Genomic DNA, 25,202 nt, shown 5'->3' with positions numbered 1-25,202 from the left:
GGTTCAGGCCTGCGAGGCCCGCGCCCGCTCGGCGAGTGCGACCGCTGCGCGCTGGACGAGTGGCAGCTCCTCGGGATCACGCGCGGCCTCGTGCGGGACGCCACCGCCCAGCAGGCCGGCCGGAGTCGTGAGCCAGACCCACGCGCGCCAGGGGTCGACACCGCCGGCCAGCAGCGGCTCGATGACGCCCAGGAGCTCGTCGCGGACCTGTCCGTCGTCGTCGAGCTGGAACGACGGCAAGAGCGTCGCGCCCTCGTGCGGGACGAGCAGCACGGCTCGCCGTTCCGCCGCCTTGTGCACCGCGAACCGGGCGGCGTTCTCCGACACCCCGCGCAGCCGGCCGACGCCGGCGTAGTCCAGCCAGCCGCCGTCGAGCAGCATCGCCCGCACCCGGCTCTCGCGGCGCAGCCGGACGAGCGCCACCGGCACGGCGTGGGCGGGGTCGTCGCCCTGCGCGCGCAGCAGCCCGTCCAGCTCGACGAGGCGCTCGGTGGTCAGCGGCTCGTCGGTCGCCGGGTCGCGCCACTGCACGACGCCGTCGGCGCCACGCTCGTACGACGGGAGTCCCGCCGCGGCCAGCTGGTCGGCCAGGCCGAGACCCTCCAGCCACGACGCCAGCCGCCCGGCGAGGTCGTCGCCGGGCGGATCAGGCAGGTCGAGGTGGTCGGACAAGCAGGACTACTTGTTGGCCTTGCGCGACTGCGACGCGGTCTTGGCCCGCGCATTGGCGTCGAGCACGACCTTGCGGATGCGTACGGCGTCGGGGGTGACCTCGACGCACTCGTCGTCGCGGCAGAACTCCAGGCACTGCTCGAGCGACAGGTGGCGCGGCGGGATGAGCTTCTCGAAGTTGTCGGAGGTGGCGGACCGGATGTTGGTCTGCTGCTTCTCCTTGGTGATGTTGACGTCCATGTCGTCGGCGCGCGAGTTCTCGCCGATGATCATGCCCTCGTAGACCTCGGTCGTCGGCTCGACGAACATGATCCCGCGCTCCTGCAGGTTGGTCATGGCGTACGCCGTCGCTGCACCCTTGCGGTCCGCCACGAGCGAGCCGTTGGTGCGCGAGCGGATCTCGCCGGCCCAGGGCTCGTAGCCCTCGGAGATGCCGTGCGCGATGCCGGTGCCGCGGGTGTCGGTGAGGAACTCGGTGCGGAAGCCGATGAGGCCACGCGCGGGCACGAGGAACTCCATCCGGACCCAGCCGGTGCCGTGGTTGGTCATCGACTCCATGCGGCCCTTGCGGGAGGCGAGGAGCTCGGTGATCGTGCCGAGGTACTCCTCCGGCGCGTCGATGGTGAGGCGCTCGAACGGCTCGTGCACCTTGCCGTCGACCATCTTGGTCACCACCTGCGGCTTGCCGACGGTGAGCTCGAAGCCCTCGCGGCGCATCTGCTCGACGAGGATGGCCAGCGCCAGCTCGCCGCGGCCCTGCACCTCCCACGCGTCGGGGCGCTCGGTCGGGAGGATGCGGAGCGACACGTTGCCGACGAGTTCGGAGTCGAGGCGGTCCTTGACCAGGCGAGCGGTGACCTTGCCGCCCTTGGTGCGGCCGACGAGCGGCGAGGTGTTGGTGCCGATCGTCATCGAGATCGCGGGCTCGTCGACGTGGATGAGCGGCAGCGCGACCGGGTTCTCGGCGTCGGCGAGGGTCTCGCCGATGGTGATCTCCGGGATGCCTGCCACGGCGACGATGTCACCGGGGCCGGCGCTCTGCCCGGGCTGGCGCTCGAGGCCCTCGGTGACGAGGAGCTCGGTGATCTTGACGTTCTTGACCGAGCCGTCGCGGCGCATCCAGGCGACGGTCGAGCCCTTCTTGAGGGTGCCCTCGTGGACGCGTACGAGCGCGAGCCGGCCGAGGAACGGCGAGGCGTCGAGGTTGGTGACGTGGGCCTGCAGCGGCGCGCCCTCGGTGTAGACGGGGGCCGGGATGGTCTCGAGGATCGTCTTGAAGAGCGGCTCGAGGTCCGAGCCCTCGGGCATGGTGCCGTCCTCGGGAGCGGTGAGGCTGGCGATGCCGGCGCGGCCCGAGGCGTAGACGACCGGGAAGTCGAGCGCGTCCTGGCTGTGGCTCTCGTCGAGCAGGTCCATGAAGAGCTCGTACGTCTCCTCGACGACCTCGGCGATGCGGGCGTCGCTGCGGTCGGTCTTGTTGACCACGAGGATCACCGGCATGTCGGCGTTGAGCGCCTTGCGCAGCACGAAGCGGGTCTGGGGGAGCGGGCCCTCGGACGCGTCGACCAGCAGCACGATGCCGTCGACCATGGACAGGCCGCGCTCGACCTCGCCGCCGAAGTCGGCGTGGCCGGGGGTGTCGATGATGTTGATGACCATCGGCTGACCGCCACCGGCGGGTCCGGCGTAGTGGACCGCGGTGTTCTTCGCGAGGATCGTGATGCCCTTCTCGCGCTCGAGGTCACCGGAGTCCATGACGCGGTCGGCGACGCTCTCGGCCTGGTGGGCGGTGAACGCACCGGCCTGGCGGAGCATCTGGTCGACCAGCGTGGTCTTGCCGTGGTCGACGTGCGCGACGATCGCGACGTTGCGCAGGTCGGTGCGGGACTGGGTGGACATGCAGGAGCCTTCCGGGCGGGGACGAGCGGCCGAACGGCCTGGGCGCGGCCAGCACGGCCGCAGCGCCCCAAGTCTAGGGCGCGGGCTGCGTTTTCAAGACTTCGCGAGCGTGGACCCCACGCATTCGGGGGTGTTCGCAACGTGTCACAGATCGAACCAACGCGTAACCCACAGTTACCTTCGCGTGGACCGGGTTTCTCTACCGTTGGGTAATACAAAGGTGAACTACTCCGGTTCGCCTGATGGCCGGGAGTGACCATGACGCAGGACCTCGACACGCTGACCGCCGTACGGCCTTCTCGCCGCTCGGTGACGCGAGCCGCCGCATGGAGCGTGCCGGTGATCGCGGTGGCGTCGACGGCTCCGGCGTTCGCGGCCTCGTGCGCGGTGTTGAAGGGGGTCGGCTTCTCGACGGCAGCCGGCGCGATCACCAACGGGGGACTCGACCACACCCGGACCTACACACCCCCCGGAGGCGCCGTCGCCGGCGCCATCAGCCTGACCATCTCGGCGGACCGGCCGGGAGCGAGACTGCGGGCGGCCCGGACCTGTACGACGTCTACCCCTCCGTGGGCAACACCGGTAGGCCCGGACTCGGACTGATCCAGTCCGTCACGCGTCGACGCGACAGGACCGCTCCGGGACGAGATGCACGGGGGGCCTACGTGTTCACCTTCACCAAGCCGGTCACCAACCTCGTGGTCACCTTCACCGACATCGACCGGACGCCCGGCGACTTCCTCGACCGGGTCGAGCTCGACGGCTCGTGGACCGAGGTGTCGCGGGGCGCCGGGGTGTCCGGGGCCGGTTCTGTCGCGTCTCCCTGGGTGGGGGGCGCGGCCTACAACGACAGCACCAGCGGGGCTGGCAACGTCACCGTGAAGTTCGCCGGCCCGGTCTCGACCTTCACCCTGACCTACTGGAACGCCGAGACGTCGTGGAGTGACGTCGACCGCAACCAGGCCGTGTTCGTCGGCGACATGACGTTCGACTACCAGCCCTGCTGATCCACCGGAGCGGTCACCGTGCCCACACGTCGACGTAGGGCACGGTCAGGTGTCCGCGCCGCTGCTCGGTCAACCAGTTGGTGAGGGTCGTGAGCCCGTGGCGGATCGGGTCGCCGGGAGCAAGCCTGACCATCTCGCGACCGAGGTTGTCGAAGATCCGCAGCTGGCGACCGGAGTCGGCGAGCAGCTCGATCAGCGTGACGATGTCGTCGCGGTCGCCGAGCGTGCTGGCCGGGTCGAACTCGAACCACAGCGTCTGGCAGGCAGCATCGATGTCCGCCCAGTGGTGGACGAGCACGTGGATGTCGAAGCCGTCGATGTCGCTCTTCCACACGACCTCGCCGTAGGAGTCCGTCTCGGCGAGCAAGGACGCAGGTGTCATCCAGTCCGTCACCGCGGCCCCATCCGCCTCGCTGGCCTGGAAGCCACCCGTCGAGCCGTTGGTGCTGAAGTGGACCCGCGAGCCGACCGGTCCGACGAAACCTTCGAGCACCCGTGCCCGGGCGCCGAACTGCTCGACGTTGCGGCGTGCGTAGGACACGAAGAGCGGGTCTCCCTCGACGGCGACGACCTCGATGTTCGGCGCGGCGGCCAGCGCCTCGACGGCGGTGTCGCCGACGTTGGCGCCGACGTCGATGACCAGCATCCGGTCGACGTGTGCAGCCAGCTCGGCCAGCACCTCGCCGGCGTAGGTGTCGTAGGTCGGGTCGCGGTCCTGGTAGAACGGCAGGTCGTGGGCGGGGGGAAGCGTCACGGGGTGGCCACCGATGAGGTGCGACTGCTCGCGAGACCGCATCACCCGCCAGCGCCGTTGCACCGGGTTGATCCCGTAGCCGGCCATGCGGCGGATGAAGAGTCGCTTGCGCGCGTTGAGGGCCACGCGAGGCATGCTAGTTGCTGGCGCAGCGCTGCTGGCTCGGTCTTCCGGCTGTCCGACCGTCGGGGTAGACCTGTCCCATGACCTCTTGGGACACGCACACAGGCCGTTGCACCTTCATCCCGCCGTGGCTCGCCGAGCGCGTCGACGGGCCTGAGCGGGCCGCGCTCGACGAGGCGCTGCGAGCGGAGCGCGCGCGGCGTGGTCTCGAGGCTCGCTCCGCTCGCACCTCGACCTCGGACGCGACCGCCGAGGGGTTGGCCGCTGCTGCGGCGTGGACGGTGCACGACGCCGGGTCGACGACGTCGCTGCCCGGCACTCCGGCGCGCTCGACCGGTGAGCCCGAGACGGGTGACGTCGCCGTCGACGAGGCCGCCGTCGGCATCGAGGCGACCCTGGCGATGTTCGCCGAGGTCCTCGAGCGCGACTCCCACGACGACGCCGGGGCGCCGGTGAGCCTCACGGTCCACTACGGCTCCGACTACAACAACGCCTTCTGGGACGGCACCCAGCTGGTCTTCGGCGACGGCGACGGCCGGATCTTCGAGCGTTTCACCAAGCCGGTCGACGTGCTGGCCCACGAGTTCTCCCACGCGGTCGTCGAGCACACCGCCGGCCTGGTCTACCGAGATCAGTCCGGCGCCCTCAACGAGTCCGTCGCCGATGTCTTTGCGTCCTGCCTCAAGCAGCGCCTGCTCGGCCAGGACGCCGCCGACGGCGACTGGCTGATCGGCGAGGGGATCTTCACGCCGAGCATCCGGGCCAGGGCGCTGCGCGACATGGCAGCGCCCGGGACGGCGTACGACGATCCCGAGCTCGGTGCCGACCCGCAGGTCGGGCACATGGACGACTACGTCGAGACCACTGCCGACAACGGCGGCGTGCACCTCAACTCCGGCATCCCCAACAAGGCGTTCCAGCTGGCGGCCGTCGCCGTGGGCGGTCGAGCGATCGAGGGTGCAGGCCGGATCTGGTACGACGCGCTGGTGGGCGGCGACGTCACTGCGGACGCCGACTTCGCGACCTTCGCCGCGGCGACGGTCGCGGTGGCAGGCGAGCACGCGGACGTCGTACGACAGGCCTGGGCGCAGGTCGGCGTCGGGCGTGCGACGGGCAGCGCGGCACCGGCCCCCCAGCAGGTGCCGACAGGTCGCCTCCGGGTGGAGCGCAGCGGGGGGTTCATCGGCCGCACCGAGACGGCTGAGGTCGACCTCGACGATCCCGCACTACCCGACGTGCGGGCGCTGGTGGAGCAAGCGGGGCTGGCTGCCCTGGACGGTTCCAGCGATCCGACACCGCGACCGGACATGTTCCTCTACACGTTCACCGTCGGTGACCGGGCTCCTGTCCGCGTCCCCGAGCACCTGCTCACCGCCGGACAGGCCGAGCTCGCGCACCGACTGCTGCGGCCTGACGGGTGAGCAGCCGGCACCCGCATGGGTGTTCGAATCCTCAAGACTTGGCGAGTTTCCTTCAGGTCTTGTCAAGGACACCTTGACGGCCTGCAAACAGCGGTTACGTTTCCGCCGTCGAACCGTCCTGTGGGTGGCCTTTCGGGGGCCGGGGTCGGGCGGATTGACGCACGACGTGGGCGCCCGCCCACCTCGTCATCGAACAGGGGAACTCTCAGCATGCCCATCTTCACTTCCGCGCGCTCGCGCGGTGCCGTCGTCCTTTCTGCCGCGGCGGTCCTCGCTGTCGGCGCCGGCTCGGGAGCCGTCGCCGGCTCCCTGATCACCGGGGATGACATCAAGAACCGCTCGATCGAGGCGCAGGACCTGGCCCCGGGTGCGGTCACCAGCAACAAGCTCGAGAACGGCTCCATCAAGCTCAACGACCTCAGCCCCGGCCTGACCGGAAAGATCGGTGACACCGGTGCTTCGGGGACCAACGGTGCACAGGGCCCGCAGGGCCCGAAGGGCGACCAGGGCCCGCAGGGTCCCAAGGGCGCCGACGGCACCGCGGCCTACGCCGGACCCAACTGGAGCGTCATCGACCGCAACGTCATCGGTGCGGCCGACGCCGCCCTCCGTTCGGGCCCGACGTCCAACTGGAGCAACACCATGGTCAAGCCCCCGATGGGCGTCGGCAGCCTGGGCATCCGCACCGCCTCGGCCAACGACAAGACCGCCTTCGGCAACGAGGTCGACTTCCAGGGCACCACCCTGGCGAGCGTCTCGTCGGTGAGCTTCTGGGAGTACACCACCGGGGAGAACAAGGCGAAGTACGTCGACAACGCCGCCAGCGTCGCCATGGAGATCAACCCGGCCAACGGCGCGCAGACCTACAGCACGCTCAACTACGTCGTGCGCGACCTGCCCACCAACGTGTGGACCAAGGTCACCGCCGACCAGAAGAGCTGGTACCTCACCGGCGCCGCCGGCACCGCCACCGGCTGCAACCAGGTCACCTACTGCACGCTCGACGAGGTCAAGTCCGCCCTGCCCAACGCCACCCTCTTCACCGTGGCGATCAGCAAGGGTCGCGACTACGCCTTCTCCGGCGCCGTCGACGCGCTCCAGATCGGTGCGACGACCTACGACTTCGAGCCCTTCGGCGTGATCGCCAAGACCTCCTGATCGACGTCTGACCGCTCCACCTCCGGCCCCGTGGTGCTTCGGCACCGCGGGGCCGTTGCGCGTCTCCTCCCTCGGGGTGTCACCCGTGCGCCGCCCCGGTCAGTAGGTTCACCGCATGCCCCGACTGCGGCGTACGTTCCCCGACCAGCCGGGATGGACCCGCCGACGAGCGGGCTCCGGCTTCACCTACCTCGACGAGCACGGCAACCGCCTCGATCCCGAGCAGGTGCAGCGCTGCAAGGACCTCGTCATCCCGCCGGCGTGGCAGGACGTGTGGATCACCCCGCACGCCAACGGCCACCTCCAGGCCGTCGGCACCGACGACGCGGGACGCAAGCAGTACCTCTACCACCCGCAGTGGCGCGCCAGCCGGGACGCAGCGAAGTTCGACCGGATCCTCGTCTTCGGCAAGGCGCTCTCGAAGGCGCGCGAACAGGTCCTGACCGACATGGGCACCGAGGGCATGTCGCTCGAGCGCGCCTGCGCAGTCGCCGTACGCCTCCTCGACCTCGGCTACTTCCGCATCGGCAACGACGTCTACACCGACACCAACGGCTCCTTCGGGCTGACCACGCTGCGCAAGGACCACGTCTCGCGGCACGCCAACGGCCTGAGGTTCTGCTTCGTCGGCAAGTCCGGCGTCGAGCACTGCATCGACATCGACGACACGTCCGCGATCGAGTCGCTCGACGTGATGCGTCGCCGGCGCGGTGGCGACCCCGAGCTGCTGGCCTGGAAGGACGGCCGCACCTGGCGCCGGCTCGTGTCGAGCGACGTCAACGACTACATCCGCTCCTGCACGGGCATCGAGGCGACCGCCAAGGACTTCCGCACGTGGCACGCCACCGTCATCGCGGCCGCCGCGCTCGCAGAGACCGAGGAGCCGGGGGAGACGAAGGCGTCGCGCAAGCGGGCGATCTCCAGCACCATGAAGGAGGTCTCCCAGTTCCTCGGCAACACCCCGACGCTCGCGCGCACGTCGTACGTCGACCCGCGCGTCGTCGAGGCCTACGAGCGGGGGCGCACCATCACGGTGAAGGCGTCGTACGACACCGTCGATGCCCGCCAAGCGGCGCTCGAGCGGGCGGTGCTCAAGCTCCTGGCGGGCTGACGTCGTCAGCCGTGGGCGACGACGTAGTCGATCGCGGCCGTCAGCTTCTCGACGTCCGAGGGGTCGATCGCGGGGTACATCGCGACCCGCAGCTGGTTGCGGCCCAGCTTGCGGTAGGGCTCGGTGTCGACGACCCCGTTGGCCCGCAGCGTCGCGGCGATCTGCGCAGCGTCGATGGAGTCGTCGAAGTCGATCGTGCCGATGACGAGCGAGCGGTCGGCCGGCTCGACGACGTACGGCGTGGTGTAGGCCGTGCGCTCGGCCCAGCCGTAGAGCGCGTCGGAGGAGGCGGTGGTCCGATCGACCATCGCCGACAACCCGCCCTGGCCGTTCATCCAGTCGAGCTGCTCGGCCATCAGGAAGAGCGTCGCCACCGACGGGGTGTTGTAGGTCTGGTTCTTCGACGAGTTGTCGATCGCGGTCGGCAGGTCGAAGAACGGCGGGATGTAGCGCCCGCTCGCAGCGATCTCCTCGGCCCGGGCCAGGGCGCGCGGCGACATGAGCGCCACCCACAGGCCGCCGTCTGAGGCGAAGCACTTCTGGGGAGCGAAGTAGTAGGTGTCGACCTGGTGCAGGTCGACCGGCAGCCCGCCGGCGCCGGAGGTCGCGTCGACGAGGACGAGTGCGTCGTCGGAGATGCCCGCGGGACGGCGTACGGGCGCCATGACCGCGGTGGACGTCTCGTTGTGCGCCCAGGCGTAGGCGTCGATGCCCTCTTCGGCGACCGCGTCGGGTCGCGAGCCGGGGTCGCTGGAGATCACAGACGGGTCGGCCAGCCACGGCGCCTTCTTGGCCGACGTGGCGAACTTGGAGGAGAACTCGCCGAACGTGAGGTGCTGGCTCTTCTCGCGGATCAGGCCGAAGCAGGCGATGTCCCAGAAGGCGGTGGCGCCGCCGTTGCCGAGGACGACCTCGTAGCCCTCGGGCAGGTCGAAGAGCGCGGCGATTCCCTCACGGACGCGGCCGACGGTCTTCTTCACCGGGGCCTGGCGGTGGGAGGTGCCCATCAGCCGGTCGCCGGTCGCGGCGAGCGCGTCGAGGTGGCTGGTCTGGATCTTCGAGGGGCCGGCGCCGAAGCGGCCGTCGGCGGGGAGGAGCTCGGCGGGGATCTTGAGGGCGTCAGTCATGGTGGAACCTCACGTGGAACGGGAACGGCGGTCCTGACGACGCTGTCAGCGGGTCCTATCCTGTCATCCGCCACAGGCACGTCTCACGATGGGGGATCCGCACATGTCCGACCTGCGCTTCGAGCGGGTCCCGATCACGCACCCCGACGCGCAGGCCCTGATCGAGGCCGTCCAGGCGGAGTACGTCGTGCGCTACGGCGGGCAGGACGAGTCGCCGATCGACCCGGCAGACTTCGAGGACCCGCTGGGGCAGTTCTTCGTCGCCTACCTCGACGGTTCGCCCGTCGCGACCGGGGCGTGGCGGCGGAGCTCGGTGAAGGCGCTCGGCGCCGAGGTCACCGCGGAGGTGAAGCGGATGTACGTCGTGCCGGCCGCCCAGCGCCGCGGGGTCGCCCGCCGGATGCTCGGCCACCTCGAGGTCACCGCCGCCGCCGAGGGGATCGAGGTGATCGTGCTGGAGACCGGGATGAAGCAGCCCGAGGCGATCGCGCTCTACACCTCGTCGGGCTACGAGCCGATCCCCGGCTTCGGCTACTACTGCGGCTCCGAGCTCAGCCGGTGCTTCGGCAGGCGGATCTGACCCCCCGGCGTAGCCTTGGGGTGTGGACCGAGGACTGATGCTCAACGACGCCGACTGCGGCTTCTGCATGCGCACCGCCGCGCTCGTGCCGAAGCTGGGGGTCGACATCGACAGCTCCACCATCCAGGCCGCCGACCTCGCGGCGCTCGGCGTCGACGCGGACCGCGCGACCGTGGAGATGCCGTACGTCCACCCCGACGGTCGCGTCGACTACGGGCACCGCGCTTTCGCGTCGATCCTCCGCACCGGCCCGCTGCCGTGGCGGGTCGTGGGTCGGGTCATGACGGCACCGGGCATCGACCGGGTCGCCCGCCGGACCTACCACTGGATCGCCGCCAACCGCTCGCGGCTCCCGGGCGGGACGCCTGCCTGCTCCCTCGACGCCCGTCCCTGAACTACAGCGTTGGTGTTCGGCCAATCCGCTGACGGTGGCTCCCGGGCGCGCCTACGGTCGCGATCGTGCGCGCTCTCTCCCGACCCCTGCTGGCCCTCGCCGTCGTCGTGGCGATGGCCTCCGCAGGCACGGGTGCGGCCACCGCGGAGAGCAGCCGCGGCACCGTCACGTCGTCCGCGCCCTACGTGATGCCGATCGAGCCCTACTCCGGCTACCAGCCGCAGACGAAGTGCCGGCAGACGCCGAAGCCCGGCGTGCTGATGCTGGCCGACTGGCTGGTCGCGCGCGGTGGTGGCTACGGCACGATCGCCCGCTCGTGCGCGGGCTCGAGCACCAGCGAGCACAAGGAGTCGCGTGCCTTCGACTGGATCCTCGACGCCCGCAGTGACGTCGACCAGGCGCTCGCCGCGGCGCTGCTCGACGAGATCCTCGCCCCGGACGACCTGGGCAACCCGCACGCGCTGGCCCGCCGGATGGGGATCATGTACATCATCTGGGACGACCAGATGTACGCGGCGTACGACGGGTTCGAGCCGAAGCGCTACCTCAGCTCGGGGTGCAGCACCCGCCGCACCTGCTCGCCGACGCTGCGGCACAGGGACCACCTGCACGTCTCGCTGACGCGCCAGGGTGCGCGTGGCGTGACCTCCTGGTACGCCGCGCAGGCCGTGCCGGTCGTCGGCTGATCACTTGCCCCAGGCGTCGTCCCAGCCGTCGATGTCGCTGGCGGGGCGGGTGCCGGGACCGGCGTAGACCACGGACGGCCGGATCAGCCGGCCGGTCGTCTTCTGCTCGAGGATGTGCGCCGACCAACCACCCGTGCGGGCACAGGTGAACATCGACGTGAACATGTGCGGCGGCACCTCGGCGAAGTCGAGGACGATGGCCGCCCAGAACTCCACGTTGGTCTCCAGGACGCGGTCGGGCCGGCGGGCCTTGAGCTCCTCGAGCGCGGCCTTCTCCAGCGCGACGGCCACCTCGTAGCGCGGTGCGTCGAGCTCCTTGGCGGTGCGGCGCAGCACGCGGGCGCGCGGGTCCTCGGCGCGGTAGACGCGGTGGCCGAAGCCCATCAGCCGCTCGCCGTTGTCGAGCAGCTCCTTGACGTAGGCGGACGCGTCGCCGCGCTTCTCGACCTCCTCGATCATGCCGAGGACGCGCGAGGGCGCGCCGCCGTGCAGGGGGCCGGACATGGCGCCGATGGCTCCGGAGAACGCGGCCGCCACGTCGGCGCCGGTCGAGGTGATGACACGGGCGGTGAAGGTCGAGGCGTTCATGCCGTGCTCGGCCGCCGAGGACCAGTAGGCATCGATCGCGTGGGCGTGCTGGGGGTCGGCCTCACCGTGCCAGCGGATCAGGAACTTCTCGGCGAGCGTCCGGCCCTGGTCGACCTCGGCCTGCGGGACGATCGGCCTGCCGAGGCCGCGCGCCGACTGCGCGGCGTACGACAGCACCATGACCGCGACGCGGGACAGGTCCAGGCGTGCCTGCTCGTCGGAGATGTCGTAGGTCTGGCCCATGCCCAGCATCGGCGCGAGCATCGCGACCGCAGCCTGGACGTCCGCGCGCACGTCGCCGGTGTGGATGGAGATGTTGTAGGGCTCGGCCGGCGGGAGGCCGGGCAGGTAGGTGCCGTCGACGAGGAGGCCCCAGACGTTCTCGAACGGCACGCGGCCGACGAGGTCCTCGATGTCGACGCCGCGGTAGCGCAGCGCCGACCCTTCCTTGTCCGGCTCGGCGATCTGCGTCTCGAACGCAACGACACCTTCGAGGCCGTGGTGGATCTCGGTCATGGGTCACTCCTTCGTGCGCGGGAGTCCCGGGGTACGTCACGAGACGGCTCATTGTGCACCCTGCCGTCGGGCACGGGTGCCGGGTCTACCCTCGGCGGATGGACCTCACCGGACTGCGCGAGGAGTACGGCCGCGGAGGACTCGACCTCCCGGACCTGGCCGACGACCCGATCGAGATGTTCGAGCGCTGGCTCGCGCAGGTCATCGACGCCGGGGTGCACGAGCCCAACGCGATGGTGGTCGCGACGGCGACGCCCGACGGTCGCCCGTCGAGCCGGATGGTGCTGCTGAAGGAGCTCGGGCCGCGCGGGTTCGTCTTCTTCACCAACCACGCCTCCCGCAAGGGGGACGAGCTCGCGGCCAACGCCCACTGCGCGTTGCTCTTCCCGTGGCACCCGCTCGAGCGGCAGGTGCGTGTGGAGGGGGTCGCGGAGGTGCTGGACCGGGCCGAGGTCGAGGCCTACTTCCGCACCCGCCCCCGCGGTGCCCAGATCGGCGCGTGGGCGTCCGCCCAGTCGGAGGTGGTCGACTCGCGCGCGGCGCTCGCCGCGTCGTACGCCCGGGCGGAGGAGCGCTTCGGCCCCGACGGGCAGGGCGACGCGGTGCCCGTGCCCCCGCACTGGGGCGGCTACCGCGTGGTGCCGGAGGTCGTGGAGTTCTGGCAGGGGAGGCCGGGGCGGATGCACGACCGGCTGGTCTACCGACGCGAGGGCGCCGGCTGGGAGGTCGTACGACTGGCACCCTGACGCGGTCCCCGGGTCAGGGCACCCGTGCCCATCCCCCTGCCGTGAACAGGATCCGCCTGGCCCCGCAGTCGTCCTCGACGAGGGTGAACGTCAGCTCGTCGTCGGTCAGTGACCACGTATAGGTGCCGACGTAGCCGCTGTCCGCCTGGCAGCCGGGCTCGACCAGGGCGTCGGTCCGGAGCTGGTCGTCCTGCAGGCGCCAGGCGGCTCCTGTCGTCGCGCCGGCATAGGTCGGTGGAGGCCGCATCTCGAGCGCACCGTCGGCCTCGAGCGAGACCACCCAGCGGCCGACCATGCCTTTGCGGCGCGCGGTCGGCGAGGCCGGCACGTCCACCACGTAGCTGCCGACGAGCTGCTGCTCCGGGGGCTGGACCACCACCACGTCGACCCTGTCGGTGCGCTGGTGCTGGAGCGTGGCTCCGGCGCCGATCACGACCACGAGCACCGCGGCCAGGAGGGCGCCGACCCCGACGCGTTTCGCCCGCGTCTGCCGGGCGGCCCGCTGCTCGACCCGCCACAGTGCGGCCATGGTGTCGGGGCCGGGCTCGGACCCGGACGGGTGCAGTCCGTTGCGGAGGCGCTGGTCAATCGACATCGCTGTGCACCTCTGCCTCGAGGATGACGCCGAGTCGCTTGCGGGCCTTGTGCAGGTGCACCCAGCCGGTCGCCGGAGTGCAGCCCAGGATCTCGGCGATCTGGTCCATCGGCCGGTCCTCGTAGTAGAAGAGCACCACCACGGATCGCTGCTGTGGCGAGAGCGTGCGGATCGCGGCGACCAGCTCCTCGTCCACCTCCGTCACCCCTCCGGTCGCGGGTGCGCCGGGGGTCTCGTGATCGCGCCGGGTCAGCACGAGGCGCCGCTGGTCACGTCGGGCTTCCTTGACGGCGAGGCGGATGGCGACCCGTCGCAACCACGCGGACGGCGACTCGTACCGCGAGACCTTGGCCCAGTGGCGCAGGAGCTGGACGAAGGCGTCCTGGGCGATCTCCTCAGCACGCGCGTGGTCGTGCAGGACGAGGTAGGTGGAGCGCACTACGGAGGGATAGTCGTTGATGAACAACCACCTGAACTCCTCGTCCGCGTCCACGGGTCCCTCGCCCCTCCCCGCTCACTCGGTGCGTCGGTGCGCATCGGCAGCGAAGTAGGCCCACAAGTAGGCCATCTCCGGAATCCCGTTGTACAGGGGCAGGGTGGAGTCGACGGGCGCGAACCTCACCCGGCCGTCGGCGACCCGCCAGCGGAGGGTGTCGGTCGACCCGGTCGCCTCGTCGGTGATCTCCACCCGGTCGCCGGTGATGGTCGCGCCCGCCTCCCAGCCGACCTGCCACGCACCGTCGGACCCGAGGTAGGCCTGCGAGAACCGGCCGTCCTCGAAGGTGGTGCGGATCCGGACTCCCTCGGCGGCGATCTCCTCGTCGGCGAAGAACCTCTCGGCGAGTCCGCCGAAGCCGCCCGCGACGAGCGCGCGACGGATCTCGGCGCGGGTGAGGGCGGACTCCCACACCCCTTCGAGGTCCCCGGCCCCGCTGCCCGCCGGACCGGTCGGGCGCTCCGAGCCCGCGGGGGTCGGCTCTGCTCCGAGCTCGGTCAGGTCGGTGACCCAGTCCGTCTCCTGGTCCGCGAGGCATCCCTGCTCGTCGTCGCCCAGATCGAGGTCGTCGAGCCACGCGCTCCGGATCGACACGAGGCAGTCCGAGCCCATCACGTTGTGTCCGCCCGTCGGGTCCACCACGAGGGTCGTCCCGGACAGGCCGGCCAGCCCCTCGCGCACCACGGCCTCGGGGGAGTAGGGAGTGAAGGCCCCGACCAGTGCGAGCACCGGCAGGTCGGACTCCACCGGGCTGTCGACGTCCGGGGTGCCCGTGTGCTGGGTGCCGTCGACCGGCCACGCGTCGCACACGTCGAGGTAGGGACTCTCCCCGTACGCCGCCGCGACGGCCGTGTCCTCCGTGCCCGCGGCCCGCGCCGCTTCGGCGTCGTCGTGCCGGGGTGCGACGTCGTGGCACAGCACGGAGTAGGCCGTGCCGACGCTGGCGCGGTGCTGTGGCAGGCACTTGGGCAGGTAGCCCAGGCAGTACGGCGGGGAGCCGGCGACCGTCGTGGCGAGGGTCTTCGCGAGCTCGGGGAGCCGCCCGTCGACGGCCCCGTCGAGCACCGCGGGCACCGACGCCGCACGCGTCAACGAACCGCTGCTGCCTCCGTCGGAGAGCATGCCGCGCAGCAGTCGCAGCAGCAGCGCGTCGTCGACGAGCACGTCGACGGACTCCTGTCCGGTGGGGGACATCGCAACGGTGAGCGGGTCGTCAGCGAGGGCGGCCAGCGCGCGGTCGAGCAGGGTGTCGACGTCGGGGAAGGCGTCGTCGCACGGCCTCGCGGAGGCGCACGCCTCCAGCACGGCCGCCAGGCCGGCACGGGTGCTGTCGACGGCCAGCACGCGCGGGTCGACGCCGGGCACCTCCGGCGAGTCGAGCAGCACCGAGCGCAGGTGGTCGGGGCTCCGGCGGACCATCTCGAGCGCGATCCGCGAGGCCGTGCCATAGCTGACGACGTTCCACTCCTCGATCCCCAACGCGGTGCGCAGGTCCTCGGCGTCGGCCGCCATCGCGGCGAGGTGGTAGGCGCCGGGGTCCACGCCGTCAGCGGTGAGGCGCTCGTGGCAGGCGTCGACGGCGGCGAGGAAGGCGGCACGCGCCTGTTCGTCGGCGGTCGACGAGGTCAGTGCGGTCGTCCGGATCTCGTCGACCTCGGGGCAGGCGAGACTGGGTCGGGAGTGACCGACGCCGCGCGTGTCCATCATGATCACCTCGCGCCCGACCCGCTGGGCCAGCGGGGCGACTCCGCCGTAGTTGGGCAGGTTGGCCAGGTCGGTGCCGGCCACGAACATCGGGTCCTCGTGCAGCACCTCGGGAGGCTCGATGCGTGCCACGAAGAGGTCTACGTCGTTGCCCGGCCGGGCCCGGTCCTCGGGAACGGTCAGCACGCCGCAGGTGACCTCGCCCACGACGACCGAGGCCACGTCGGCGGGGCACTCGGTCTCCGTGAAGTCGGCCGGTGCGGCGGTTCCGCCGCGTCCCGACGGCGTCGGCCCTGGGTCGTCGGCGCCAGACGTACATCCGGCCATCGCGACCGCCAGTGCCACCGCAGCGGCGGCCGCGCGGATCACGGCGCGCTCCGGAACGGGCTCGTGCCGTAGAGACCGACCTGGTAGGTCTCGCTCGGGACGCCCGCGTAGGGCGGTTCGGTCGTCGACACCAGGGCGAGCGAGAGCTCGCCGTCGGTGAGCTTCCAGCGGAAGATGTTCTCGCCGCCCGAGCTGGGACTGACCACGACGCGCCCGTTCCTCGCCTCGACGGTGCCTCGGTCGACCACGGAGGGCGCGCGACCGTCGATGCCGCCCGAGAGTGTCCAGAACCCGCCGCGGATCTCGAGGCTGAGGTCGACCTCGCCCTCGAACTCCTCGAGGAAGGCGTCGGCATGCACGCCGAGCCGCTCCCGGCCGAGGCTGCGCCGGAAGTCGGCAGACGTCAGGGTCGGTGTGGTCCAGGTGCCGTCGATCGGGGTGGCCTGCTCCGTCTCCGTCTCCGTCTCCGTCCCTGTCTCCGGCTCGGGGGAGGGCTCGCTGGAGACCGACGGGGACGGTGCCGGGGACGCGGTGTCCGGGTCCGGGGTGGCCGACGAGCCGCACGCGGTCACCAGGGTGAGTCCCGCCAGGCCCGCGGCGAGCCTGGTCCAGTGTCGTGGCGAGGCGTCGTGCTCGACCATGGTGACCGTCCTCGGTGTGGGTGGGTGCCGTTGACTCGTACAGGCGCGAGGTCCCGCGCGACCTTTACCTGCGGTCAGAAAAAGTTTGTGAGTGAGTGCTCACTCACTTACACTCGCCGGGTGACCCCGCGAGCCCGCCCGATGACCCCCGACGACCGCCGTCAGGCGCTGGTCGAGGCGACCATCCCGCTGCTGCACGAGCACGGACGCACGGTCACGACCAAGCAGATCGCCGACGCGGCCGGGGTCGCGGAGGGCACGATCTTCCGGGTCTTCGACTCCAAGGACGACCTCGTCACCGCGGCGGTCGAGCAGGCGCTCGACATGGAGCCGTTCTTCGCCGACCTCGAGTCGATCGACCTCGACCAGGACCTGCGCGCGCGGCTCACCGACCTCTGCGCCCACCTGCAGGACCGCTTCCGCGGCATCTTCCTGCTGATGAGCGCGATGGGGATGGTCGGCCCGCCCAAGGCCCATCGCCACATGGAGGACGGGCGCAAGCGCGCCGAGAAGATCATGGTCGCCGCGGTCGAGGCAGAGGCCGACCAGCTCACCTGCACCCCTGTCCAGCTGGTCCACATGCTCCGGATGCTCACGTTCTCCGGGACCCACCCCCACATCAGCGACGGCCACATCCTCACGCCCGAGCAGATCGTCGGCACGCTGCTCGACGGCGTACTGAAGAAGAAGGACACCTGATGCTGCTGCGACTCGTCCGCACCTACCTCAAGCCCTACGCCGCACCGCTGGCGGCGGTCGTCGCACTGCAGTTCGTCGGCACCATGGCCGCCCTCTACCTGCCGAGCCTCAACGCCGACATCATCGACCGGGGCGTCGTCACCGGCGACACGGGCTACATCGTGCGCCACGGCGCGCTGATGCTGGCCGTCTCGCTCGTGCAGATCATCTGCTCCGTCATCGCCGTGTGGTTCTCGGCCCGCAACGCGATGGGCTTCGGTCGCGACCTGCGCGCCGCGATCTTCCACCGGGTCGGCACGTTCTCCGCCCGCGAGGTCCAGCACTTCGGCGCACCCTCGCTGATCACCCGCGAGACCAACGACGTGCAGCAGGTGCAGATGCTGGTGCTGATGGCCGGCACCCTGCTGGTGTCGGCGCCGATCATGATGGTCGGCGGCATCATCATGGCCGCCCGCGAGGACATCGGCCTGTCGTGGCTGGTGCTCGCCGTCGTGCCGGTGCTCGGGGTGTCCATCGGGCTGATCGTGCGCCAGATGGTGCCGAGCTTCCGGCTGATGCAGGAGCGCATCGACGAGGTCAACCGGTTGCTGCGCGAGCAGATCACCGGTGTACGCGTGGTCCGGGCCTTCGTCCGCGAGGAGCACGAGACCGAGCGCTTCCGCGGCGCCAACCAGCAGCTGACCGACGTCGCCATCCGCGCCGGCCGGTGGCAGGCGGCGATGTTCCCGACGGTGATGATCGTGGCCAACGTCGCGACCGTCGGGGTGCTGTGGTTCGGCGGCCACCGGGTCGAGGACGGCAACATGCAGGTCGGCGCCCTGACGGCCTACATCTCCTACCTGATGCAGATCGTCATGTCGGTGATGATGGCGATGTTCATGCTGATGATGGTGCCGCGCGCCTCGGTCTGTGCCGACCGGATCAGCGAGGTCCTCGACACCGAGTCGTCGGTCGCCCCGCCCACCGATCCCGTCACCGACCTGCCCGAGCGCCTCACCCTCGAGCTCGACGGCGTCACCTTCGCCTACCCCGGCGCCGACGAACCGGTGCTCCGCGCGGTCGCGCTGACCGCCCGGCCCGGGGAGACGCTGGCGATCGTCGGGTCGACGGGCGCCGGCAAGTCCACCCTCGTGAACCTCGTGCCCCGCCTCTTCGACGCGACCGGCGGCTCGGTGCGCGTCGGCGGGATCGACGTACGAGACCTGGAGCCGGAGACGCTGTGGTCGCGGCTCGGGCTCGTGCCGCAGAAGGCCTTCCTCTTCCGCGGGACGGTCGCCGACAACCTGCGCTACGGCAAGCCGGACGCCACCGAGGACGAGATGTGGTCGGCCCTCGAGATCTCCCAGGCGAAGGACTTCGTCGAGGCGATGCCCGACGGCCTGGAGTCCGAGATCGCGCAGGGCGGCTCCAACCTGAGCGGCGGCCAGCGGCAGCGGATGGCGATCGCCCGCGCGGTCATCCGCAAGCCCGACATCTACCTCTTCGACGACTCGTTCTCCGCGCTCGACCTCACCACCGACGCCCGGCTGCGGGCCGCGCTCAGACCGGTGACCCGCGACGCGACGGTGGTGATCGTGGCGCAACGCGTCGCGACCATCCGCCAGGCCGACCGGATCGTGGTGATGGAGGACGGTGCGGTCGTCGGCACCGGCACCCATGACGAGCTCCTCGAGTCCTGCGGGACCTACCGCGAGATCGTCCAGTCCCAGCTCACCGTGGAGGAAGTGGCATGAACACCCCACGACGTTCTTCTCCTCCGCTGCCCTCCCCCGAACAACGCCGCGAGGACCCGGTTCCCTCCGACAGTCCTGCGGTCGCGCCCGGCACCCTGAAGGAGACCGAGCGCGTCGAGGCCGGCCCGGGCGGCCCCGGGCGCGGACCGATGGGCGGCGGCATGATCGGCCAGAAGGCCGACACCTTCTGGCCCTCGCTCAAGCGGCTCCTCGCGCGGCTGCGTCCCGAGCGCGCCAAGACGTACGCCGTCCTCGCGCTGACGGTCGTCAGTGTCGTGCTGACCGCCGTCGGGCCCAAGATCCTCGGCCGCGCCACCGACCTGATCTTCGCCGGACTGATCGGCAAGGACGTGCTCGCCTCGGGCGCGACGCAGGAGCAGGCGATCGACGCGCTGCGCGCCCAGGGGGAGACCCGGCAGGCCGACATGCTCGCCTCGATGGACCTGACCGACGGCGTCGACTTCTCCGCGGTGTCCGAGGTCCTCATGATCGTGCTCGCGATCTACGTCGCCGCGTCGCTGCTGGCGTGGCTCGGTGGCTACCTGCTCAACGACGTCGTCCAGGGCACCGTGCTGCGGATGCGCTCGGAGGTCGAGGACAAGGTCCACCGACTGCCGCTGGGCTACTTCGACAAGCAGCCTCGTGGCGAGCTGCTGAGCCGGGTCACCAACGACATCGACAACGTCAGCCAGACCCTCCAGCAGACGTTGAGCCAGATGCTCACCTCCCTGCTCACGGTCTTCGCCGTGCTCGGGATGATGTTCTGGATCTCGCCGCTGCTCGCGCTGGTCGCGCTGGTCTCGGTGCCGATCGCGATGGGACTCACCGGCGCGGTGATGAAGCGCTCGCAGGGGATGTTCATCCAGCAGTGGCGTCGCACGGGCACGCTCAACGCGCACATCGAGGAGACCTTCTCCGGTCACTCGCTGGTCAAGGTCTTCGGTCGGCAGGCGGAGTCCGAGCGGGTCTTCGCCGAGCAGAACGAGGAGCTCTACGAGGCGTCGTACGGTGCTCAGTTCGTCAGCGGTCTGATCATGCCGATCATGATGTTCGTCGGGAACCTCAACTACGTCGTGATCGCCGTGATCGGCGGCCTGAGGGTCGCCAGCGGGACGATGTCGCTCGGTGACGTGCAGGCCTTCATCCAGTACTCCCGCCAGTTCACCCAGCCGCTGACGCAGGTCGCCTCGATGCTCAACCTGCTGCAGTCCGGTGTCGCGTCCGCGGAGCGGGTCTTCGAGCTGCTCGACGCGCCGGAGGAGTCGGCCGAGGCGACCGGGCTCCCGGCGAGCGGTGCCGACGCGCACGGCGAGGTCCGCTTCGAGGACGTGTCCTTCTCCTACGACCCCGAGCGCCCGCTGATCGAGGGCCTGTCGTTGGTCGCCCGGCCGGGCAGCACGGTGGCGATCGTCGGCCCGACCGGCGCCGGCAAGACCACCATGGTCAACCTGGTGATGCGGTTCTACGACCCGCAGTCCGGTCGGATCCTCATCGACGGCGTGGACATCACCTCCATCCCGCGCGGCGCGCTGCGCAGCCGGATCGGGATGGTGCTGCAGGACACCTGGCTGTTCGCCGGGTCGATCCGCGACAACATCGCCTACGGCCGGCCCGACGCCACCGAGGAGCAGATCCTCGAGGCCGCGCGCGCGACCTTCGTCGACCGCTTCGTGCACTCGCTGCCCGACGGCTACGACACGGTCATCGACGAGGACGGCTCCAACCTGTCGGCCGGTGAGCGCCAGCTCGTGACGATCGCGCGAGCCTTCCTGTCCGACCCGGCGCTGCTGATCCTCGACGAGGCGACCTCCTCGGTCGACACCCGCACCGAGCTGCTGCTCCAGAAGGCGATGGCCGCGCTGCGCTCGGACCGTACGTCGTTCGTCATCGCGCACCGCCTGTCGACGATCCGCGACGCCGACCTGATCCTCGTGATGGAGGACGGCTCGATCGTCGAGCAGGGCTCGCACGAGGAGCTGCTCGACGTCGGCGGGGCGTACGCCCGTCTCTACCGTTCGCAGTTCGATGCCCCGGTCGAGGAGGCCGGGGTCTGAGACGGCCCGGGTTAACCCATTGAGCGGCCCCGCGCGGCGACGTACGGTTGAGGCACACAGAAGGGAGGTGATCCGAAGAATGAGTTCTTTTCGGATGAGTGAGGTGGCTGCCCGCTAGGCAGCCCCCGGCATCGCCGACAGCTGCCGGCGAATTCACCGCAGCCACCCGACCCGCAGGCGCCCGGTTCCCATCCACCGGGGTCCCTCTCACGAGGGGCAGCACGCCTGCGGGTCGCTGCATTTCCGAGTGCTGTACGCCGCCCCCTCCCGTAGTCCAGTGACTTCTGGCTGCCGCGCCGGGGTAGTCCAGTGAGCGATGGCCGTCTAGCGACCGTCCGGCCGACCATCCCTCACTGGATTACTCAGGCCGTCCGGCCGACCATCCCTCACTGGACTACCCCGAGGGGGAAGCGGATGTGGCGCGGGTCTCGTCCCCGCCGGGTTGGCGTACGCGCCCCGCAGGCATATGGTTGTGGTCAACAACTATTGCGATCAGCAACCACGAATCGAAGGCACGCAGTGACCCAGGCTCCCACCCTCACCCCCGAGCAGGCCGGCGAGATGACCCACCGCCAGGTGCTCGAGGCGCTCAGCGGACTCCTCCTCGCGATGTTCGTCGCGATGCTCTCCAGCACGATCGTCAGCAACGCGCTGCCCACGATCGTCGACGACCTCGAGGGCAGCCAGACCGGCTACACCTGGGTCGTCGTCGCCACGATGCTCGCGATGACGGCGACCACGCCGATCTGGGGCAAGTTCGCCGACCTCTTCGACAAGAAGCTGCTCGTGCAGACGGCCCTGGTCATCTTCTCGATCGGCTCCCTGATCGCCGGCTTCGCGCCGTCGATGGAGGTGCTGATCGGCGCCCGCGTCGTGCAGGGTCTCGGCGTCGGCGGCCTCACCGCGCTCGTGCAGGTCGTCATTGCGACGATGGTCTCCCCACGTGAGCGCGGCCGCTACAGCGGCTACATCGGTGCGGTCTTCGCCCTCGCCACCGTCAGCGGCCCCCTCGTCGGCGGCGTCCTGGTGGACACCGTCGGCTGGCGCTGGTGCTTCTTCGCCGGGCTCCCGGTCGCGGCCCTCGCCTTCGTCGTGCTGCAGAAGACGCTGCGCCTGCCCGTCGTCAAGCGCGACGACGTCTCGATCGACTACCTCGGCGCCTTCCTGCTCGTCGGCGGCGTCTCGATCCTCCTCATCTGGGTCTCGCTCGGCGGGATCAACTTCGACTGGGTCTCGTGGACCAGCGGCCTCCTCGTGGCTGCCGCCATCGCCGTCACCGCAGCCGCCATCCACGTCGAGGCCAACGTCGCCAAGGACCCGGTCATCCCGCTGCGCCTCTTCAAGGACCGCACGCTGACGCTGGCGACCATCGCCTCGGTGCTGATCGGCCTCGCGATGTTCGGCTCGACGGTCTACCTCAGCCTCTACTTCCAGCGGGCCAAGGACATGAGCCCCACGGAGGCGGGCCTGATGTCGATCTGCATGGTCGGCGGCCTGCTCGTCTCGAGCATCGTCAGCGGCCGCGTCATCTCGGCCACCGGCGTGTGGAAGCGCTGGCTCGTCGGAGGCATGGTCGCGGTCATCCTCGGCATCGGACTGCTCTCCACCATCGACGCGCAGACCCCGCTGTGGCGCACCGGCATCTTCATGGCGGTCCTCGGCCTCGGCCTCGGCGCGACCATGCAGAACCTCGTCCTGGCCGTGCAGAACACCATCGCGCTCTCCGACATGGGGGCCGGTTCGTCCGTCGTCGCGTTCTTCCGCTCGCTCGGTGGCTCGGTCGGCATCGCCGCCCTCGGCGCCGTCCTCGCCCACCAGGTCGCCGACGCCGTCAAGGACGGTCTCACCGCGCTCGTCACCGCGCACCCCGAGCTGGCCGAGCAGGTCGCTCACCAGACCGGCGGTGTGCCGGACGTCTCCACCATGCCCGCCCCGATCCGCGCCATCTTCGAGAGCGCGTACGGAGACGCGACCGGCCACATCTTCCTGGTCGCGCTCCCGTTCGCGGTCGGCGCGCTGATCGCCGTGCTCTTCATCAAGGAAGTGCCGCTGCGCACCTCGGTGAAGCGCGAGGATGAGCTCATGGCAGAAACGCACCCGGACGCATGAGCCCCAGGTACGACGACCTCCGCAGGATCGAGTCCGAGGTCGGGTCGCTGATCCGCCGCGTCAAGCGGGTGATGGGGGAGCGGGCCCGCGAGGTCCACCCCGACCTGCACCCGATGACCTACTTCATCCTCACCCACCTCGCTGCCCACGGCCCGATGCGCGGCGCCGACCTGTCGGACGCCTTCGGGATGGACAAGGGCGGGGTCAGCCGTCAGGTGCAGACCCTCGTCGACCTCGGCCTGGTCGAGCGCAAGCCCGACCCGGAGGACCGGAGGGCGATCCTCCTCGACGCCACCGACGAGGGCCGCGAGCGACTGGCGACGGTCAGCCGCAGTCGCAGCGACCGCTTCGACGAGCGGCTCGGCGACTGGAGCGACGCCGAGCTGTCCGGGTTCGCGGCCCAGCTGGCGGCGTACAACACCGCCCTCTCCGACGACTGACGGATCCCGGCCCGCCAGGGGTCAGCGCAGCCAGGCCGCCGTGTCCGGCAGGAGCTTGCCGTCGACCGGGCCGCTGGCCAGCAGCACCTCGCCCTCGGGCAGCTCGGCCGGCGTCGTGCCGCAGTTGAGCACGACGGTCAGCGGACCGCGCTTGAACGCGAGGACGTCGGGTCCGGCGTCGACCATCTCGACGACATCGCCGGCGGTCCAGGCGAAGTCCTTGCGGATCCGCAAGGCGTCCTTGTAGAACGCCAGCGTCGAGTCGGCGGCGGCGGACTGCGCCTCGACGGTCAGCGACGCCCAGTCGGCCGGCTGCGGGATCCACGGCTGCGCGGCGCCCGGCCCGAAGGCGTACGGCGCCTCGGCGCCGCCCCACGGGATCGGCACTCGGCAGCCGTCGCGACCGACCTCGCCGGTGCGGAGGTAGGACGGGTCCTGGCGGTCCTCCGGGGCGACGTCGACCTGCTCGAGGCCGAGCTCCTCGCCCTGGTAGAGATAGCTCGAGCCGGGCAGGGCGAGCATCGTCAGCGTGGCCGCGCGGGCGCGGGCCAGGCCCTGCTCGCCGCCGCCGTAGCGGGTGACGTGGCGTACGACGTCGTGGTTGCTGAGCACCCACGTCGGTGCCGCGCCGACGCCCTCGACCGCGGCCAGCGTGTCGGTGATGACCTCGGCGAACGACTCGGCGGACCAGTCGGCGAGCAGCCATGCGAAGTTGAACGTCTGGTCGAGCTCGTCGGGCCGGATGAACGCGGTCATCGACTCGATCGTCTGGGTCCAGGCCTCGGCGACGGCCATCCGGTCCGGACCGGCCTCGTCGAGGATGCGGTGCCACTCGCGGTAGACGCCGTGGACCTCGGGCTGGTCCCACATCGGCTCGTCGGTGATCGTGCGCTCGACCATCTCGTGGGCGCTGCTCGCCGGGGCGTCGCCGTCGGTGACGACCTGGTCGCGCAGCGACTCCTCCTTGAAGAGGCCGTGGGCGACGTCGACCCGGAAGCCGTCGACGCCACGGTCGAGCCAGAAGCGCAGCACGTCCTCGAACATCGCCGGGACCTCGGGGTTGCGCCAGTCGAGGTCGGGCTGGGTGGAGTCGAAGAGGTGGAGGTACCACTGGCCGTCCTCGACCTGGGTCCATGCGGGGCCGCCGAAGACGGAGCTCCAGTTGTTGGGCGGGCCGTCGGGGCTGTCGCGGAACATGTAACGGGCGCGCTCGGGGCTGCCCGGTCCGGCAGCGAGCGCGGCCTTGAACCACTCGTGCTCGTCGGAGGTGTGGTTGGGGACCAGGTCGACCACGACGCGGAGGTCGAGCTCGTGCGCGCGGGCGATCAGCGCGTCGGCGTCGCTCAACGAGCCGAACAGCGGGTCGACGTCGCGGTAGTCGGCGACGTCGTAGCCGTGGTCGTGCTGCGGCGAGGTGTAGAACGGCGTGATCCACAGGGCGTCGACTCCGAGGTCGGCCAGGTGCGGCAGCCGCGCGGTGATGCCGGGCAGGTCGCCGATGCCGTCGCCGTTGCTGTCGGCGAAGCTCCGGACGTAGATCTGGTAGACGACGGCGTTGCGCCACCACTGCACGTTTGGATCGTTCAAATCAGCCATGCGGTCCATCCTCTCAACACGCCCCG

24 protein-coding genes are annotated in these 25,202 nt (G+C 70.7%); 14 read left to right on the top strand and 10 right to left on the bottom strand.

Annotation, left to right across the window (positions count from 1 at the left end; translation table 11 throughout):
* Positions 1 to 3: 3 nt before the first annotated feature.
* Together BM127_RS03185 and typA are read right to left on the bottom strand one after the other, a co-directional pair.
* Positions 4 to 672, bottom strand: coding sequence for a hypothetical protein (locus tag BM127_RS03185; RefSeq protein ID WP_091194118.1), 669 nt, complete (start codon positions 670 to 672; stop codon positions 4 to 6).
* Positions 673 to 678: 6 nt separating this feature from the next.
* Positions 679 to 2,571, bottom strand: coding sequence for a translational GTPase TypA (typA, locus tag BM127_RS03180; RefSeq protein ID WP_091194115.1), 1,893 nt, complete (start codon positions 2,569 to 2,571; stop codon positions 679 to 681).
* Between the two features lie 258 nt (positions 2,572 to 2,829).
* Here typA and BM127_RS03175 point away from each other — a divergent pair, with 258 nt between their 5' ends.
* Complete coding sequence (locus BM127_RS03175) at positions 2,830 to 3,174, top strand: hypothetical protein (protein WP_139227602.1); 345 nt, start codon at positions 2,830 to 2,832, stop codon at positions 3,172 to 3,174.
* A gap of 62 nt (positions 3,175 to 3,236) precedes the next feature.
* Positions 3,237 to 3,578 carry a hypothetical protein gene (locus BM127_RS03170; RefSeq protein WP_091194111.1) on the top strand — a complete coding sequence of 114 codons (342 nt, stop codon included), beginning with the start codon at positions 3,237 to 3,239 and terminating at the stop codon, positions 3,576 to 3,578.
* A gap of 13 nt (positions 3,579 to 3,591) precedes the next feature.
* Here BM127_RS03170 and BM127_RS03165 read toward each other — a convergent pair whose 3' ends face one another.
* On the bottom strand, positions 3,592 to 4,458 hold the full coding sequence (locus tag BM127_RS03165) for an FkbM family methyltransferase (protein WP_091194108.1): 867 nt from the start codon (positions 4,456 to 4,458) through the stop codon (positions 3,592 to 3,594).
* Positions 4,459 to 4,535: 77 nt separating this feature from the next.
* Here BM127_RS03165 and BM127_RS03160 point away from each other — a divergent pair, with 77 nt between their 5' ends.
* The 3 genes from BM127_RS03160 (at position 4,536) to BM127_RS03150 (ending at position 8,145) form a co-directional block, all read left to right on the top strand.
* A complete protein-coding gene (locus tag BM127_RS03160; protein ID WP_091194107.1) occupies positions 4,536 to 5,876 on the top strand; it encodes a protealysin inhibitor emfourin in 1,341 nt (446 codons plus the stop codon).
* A 210-nt stretch (positions 5,877 to 6,086) separates the two neighbouring features.
* Complete coding sequence (locus BM127_RS03155) at positions 6,087 to 7,034, top strand: collagen-like triple helix repeat-containing protein (protein ID WP_139227600.1); 948 nt, start codon at positions 6,087 to 6,089, stop codon at positions 7,032 to 7,034.
* Between the two features lie 115 nt (positions 7,035 to 7,149).
* Positions 7,150 to 8,145, top strand: coding sequence for a DNA topoisomerase IB (locus BM127_RS03150; RefSeq protein WP_091194102.1), 996 nt, complete (start codon positions 7,150 to 7,152; stop codon positions 8,143 to 8,145).
* A gap of 5 nt (positions 8,146 to 8,150) precedes the next feature.
* Here the strand turns inward: BM127_RS03150 and serC are convergent, their stop codons facing one another.
* Entirely contained in the window at positions 8,151 to 9,272 is a 1,122-nt protein-coding gene (gene serC, locus BM127_RS03145) for a phosphoserine transaminase (RefSeq protein WP_091194099.1), read from the bottom strand.
* A gap of 103 nt (positions 9,273 to 9,375) precedes the next feature.
* On the opposite strand from serC, the gene BM127_RS03140 reads away from it, so the two are divergent.
* From BM127_RS03140 to BM127_RS03130, 3 genes are all read left to right on the top strand, one after another.
* Positions 9,376 to 9,852: a GNAT family N-acetyltransferase gene (locus BM127_RS03140; RefSeq protein WP_091194096.1), complete on the top strand. Its 477-nt coding sequence runs from the start codon at positions 9,376 to 9,378 to the stop codon at positions 9,850 to 9,852.
* A gap of 22 nt (positions 9,853 to 9,874) precedes the next feature.
* A complete protein-coding gene (locus BM127_RS03135; protein ID WP_139227598.1) occupies positions 9,875 to 10,246 on the top strand; it encodes a thiol-disulfide oxidoreductase DCC family protein in 372 nt (123 codons plus the stop codon).
* 65 nt (positions 10,247 to 10,311) lie between these two features.
* The gene (locus BM127_RS03130; RefSeq protein WP_091194091.1) at positions 10,312 to 10,932 is read left to right on the top strand and encodes a VldE C-terminal domain-containing protein; all 621 of its coding nucleotides are present in this window, start codon (positions 10,312 to 10,314) and stop codon (positions 10,930 to 10,932) included.
* On the opposite strand, the gene BM127_RS03125 is transcribed toward BM127_RS03130, so the two are convergent.
* Entirely contained in the window at positions 10,933 to 12,036 is a 1,104-nt protein-coding gene (locus tag BM127_RS03125; protein WP_091194088.1) for a citrate synthase 2, read from the bottom strand.
* 98 nt (positions 12,037 to 12,134) lie between these two features.
* Between BM127_RS03125 and pdxH the strand changes: the two genes are divergently transcribed.
* Positions 12,135 to 12,782, top strand: a complete 648-nt coding sequence (gene pdxH / locus BM127_RS03120; RefSeq protein WP_091194086.1) for a pyridoxamine 5'-phosphate oxidase — start codon at positions 12,135 to 12,137, stop codon at positions 12,780 to 12,782.
* Between the two features lie 13 nt (positions 12,783 to 12,795).
* Here the strand turns inward: pdxH and BM127_RS03115 are convergent, their stop codons facing one another.
* From BM127_RS03115 to BM127_RS22095, 4 genes are read right to left on the bottom strand one after another with little or no spacing between them, the layout of a single operon-like run.
* Positions 12,796 to 13,377 carry a hypothetical protein gene (locus BM127_RS03115; protein ID WP_091194083.1) on the bottom strand — a complete coding sequence of 194 codons (582 nt, stop codon included), beginning with the start codon at positions 13,375 to 13,377 and terminating at the stop codon, positions 12,796 to 12,798.
* Positions 13,367 to 13,870, bottom strand: a complete 504-nt coding sequence (locus BM127_RS03110; protein ID WP_091194081.1) for an RNA polymerase sigma factor — start codon at positions 13,868 to 13,870, stop codon at positions 13,367 to 13,369. The genes BM127_RS03115 and BM127_RS03110 overlap by 11 nt, the downstream gene beginning before the upstream one ends.
* A gap of 21 nt (positions 13,871 to 13,891) precedes the next feature.
* Positions 13,892 to 15,946 carry an alpha/beta fold hydrolase gene (locus BM127_RS03105; RefSeq protein WP_091194077.1) on the bottom strand — a complete coding sequence of 685 codons (2,055 nt, stop codon included), beginning with the start codon at positions 15,944 to 15,946 and terminating at the stop codon, positions 13,892 to 13,894.
* Positions 15,943 to 16,545, bottom strand: a complete 603-nt coding sequence (locus tag BM127_RS22095) for a hypothetical protein (protein ID WP_157829658.1) — start codon at positions 16,543 to 16,545, stop codon at positions 15,943 to 15,945. The genes BM127_RS03105 and BM127_RS22095 overlap by 4 nt, the downstream gene beginning before the upstream one ends.
* Positions 16,546 to 16,665: 120 nt before the next feature.
* Here BM127_RS22095 and BM127_RS21765 point away from each other — a divergent pair, with 120 nt between their 5' ends.
* From BM127_RS21765 to BM127_RS03075, 5 genes are all read left to right on the top strand, one after another.
* Complete coding sequence (locus BM127_RS21765) at positions 16,666 to 17,244, top strand: TetR/AcrR family transcriptional regulator (protein ID WP_139227596.1); 579 nt, start codon at positions 16,666 to 16,668, stop codon at positions 17,242 to 17,244.
* Positions 17,244 to 18,977: an ABC transporter ATP-binding protein gene (locus BM127_RS03090; protein WP_091194070.1), complete on the top strand. Its 1,734-nt coding sequence runs from the start codon at positions 17,244 to 17,246 to the stop codon at positions 18,975 to 18,977. The genes BM127_RS21765 and BM127_RS03090 overlap by 1 nt, the downstream gene beginning before the upstream one ends.
* The gene (locus tag BM127_RS03085; protein ID WP_091194068.1) at positions 18,974 to 21,031 is read left to right on the top strand and encodes an ABC transporter ATP-binding protein; all 2,058 of its coding nucleotides are present in this window, start codon (positions 18,974 to 18,976) and stop codon (positions 21,029 to 21,031) included. The genes BM127_RS03090 and BM127_RS03085 overlap by 4 nt, the downstream gene beginning before the upstream one ends.
* A gap of 519 nt (positions 21,032 to 21,550) precedes the next feature.
* Positions 21,551 to 23,140: an MDR family MFS transporter gene (locus BM127_RS03080; protein ID WP_308249281.1), complete on the top strand. Its 1,590-nt coding sequence runs from the start codon at positions 21,551 to 21,553 to the stop codon at positions 23,138 to 23,140.
* Positions 23,137 to 23,580 (top strand): MarR family winged helix-turn-helix transcriptional regulator, encoded by a 444-nt coding sequence (locus BM127_RS03075; protein ID WP_091194066.1) that lies wholly within the window; start codon positions 23,137 to 23,139, stop codon positions 23,578 to 23,580. Before BM127_RS03080 ends, BM127_RS03075 begins: the two co-directional genes overlap by 4 nt.
* A gap of 21 nt (positions 23,581 to 23,601) precedes the next feature.
* On the opposite strand, the gene BM127_RS03070 is transcribed toward BM127_RS03075, so the two are convergent.
* A complete protein-coding gene (locus BM127_RS03070) occupies positions 23,602 to 25,176 on the bottom strand; it encodes a glycoside hydrolase family 13 protein (RefSeq protein ID WP_091194065.1) in 1,575 nt (524 codons plus the stop codon).
* Positions 25,177 to 25,202 lie beyond the last annotated feature (26 nt).

It is taken from the genome of Nocardioides alpinus (assembly GCF_900112035.1).
Classification (GTDB): domain Bacteria; phylum Actinomycetota; class Actinomycetes; order Propionibacteriales; family Nocardioidaceae; genus Nocardioides; species Nocardioides alpinus.
Note: the sequence above shows the minus strand (reverse complement) of the source record. Positions and strands in the feature narration are given on the sequence as shown.

Excerpts from the sequence above, each read along its gene's own strand:
- typA (WP_091194115.1), bottom strand. The coding sequence starts at position 2,571 with ATGTCCACCCAGTCCCGCACCGACCTGCGCAACGTCGCGATCGTCGCG.
- BM127_RS03175 (WP_139227602.1), top strand. The coding sequence starts at position 2,830 with ATGACGCAGGACCTCGACACGCTGACCGCCGTACGGCCTTCTCGCCGC.
- BM127_RS03160 (WP_091194107.1), top strand. The coding sequence starts at position 4,536 with ATGACCTCTTGGGACACGCACACAGGCCGTTGCACCTTCATCCCGCCG.
- BM127_RS03155 (WP_139227600.1), top strand. The coding sequence starts at position 6,087 with ATGCCCATCTTCACTTCCGCGCGCTCGCGCGGTGCCGTCGTCCTTTCT.
- BM127_RS03150 (WP_091194102.1), top strand. The coding sequence starts at position 7,150 with ATGCCCCGACTGCGGCGTACGTTCCCCGACCAGCCGGGATGGACCCGC.
- serC (WP_091194099.1), bottom strand. The coding sequence starts at position 9,272 with ATGACTGACGCCCTCAAGATCCCCGCCGAGCTCCTCCCCGCCGACGGC.
- BM127_RS03140 (WP_091194096.1), top strand. The coding sequence starts at position 9,376 with ATGTCCGACCTGCGCTTCGAGCGGGTCCCGATCACGCACCCCGACGCG.
- BM127_RS03125 (WP_091194088.1), bottom strand. The coding sequence starts at position 12,036 with ATGACCGAGATCCACCACGGCCTCGAAGGTGTCGTTGCGTTCGAGACG.
- pdxH (WP_091194086.1), top strand. The coding sequence starts at position 12,135 with ATGGACCTCACCGGACTGCGCGAGGAGTACGGCCGCGGAGGACTCGAC.
- BM127_RS03115 (WP_091194083.1), bottom strand. The coding sequence starts at position 13,377 with ATGTCGATTGACCAGCGCCTCCGCAACGGACTGCACCCGTCCGGGTCC.
- BM127_RS22095 (WP_157829658.1), bottom strand. The coding sequence starts at position 16,545 with ATGGTCGAGCACGACGCCTCGCCACGACACTGGACCAGGCTCGCCGCG.
- BM127_RS03090 (WP_091194070.1), top strand. The coding sequence starts at position 17,244 with ATGCTGCTGCGACTCGTCCGCACCTACCTCAAGCCCTACGCCGCACCG.
- BM127_RS03085 (WP_091194068.1), top strand. The coding sequence starts at position 18,974 with ATGAACACCCCACGACGTTCTTCTCCTCCGCTGCCCTCCCCCGAACAA.
- BM127_RS03075 (WP_091194066.1), top strand. The coding sequence starts at position 23,137 with ATGAGCCCCAGGTACGACGACCTCCGCAGGATCGAGTCCGAGGTCGGG.
- BM127_RS03070 (WP_091194065.1), bottom strand. The coding sequence starts at position 25,176 with ATGGCTGATTTGAACGATCCAAACGTGCAGTGGTGGCGCAACGCCGTC.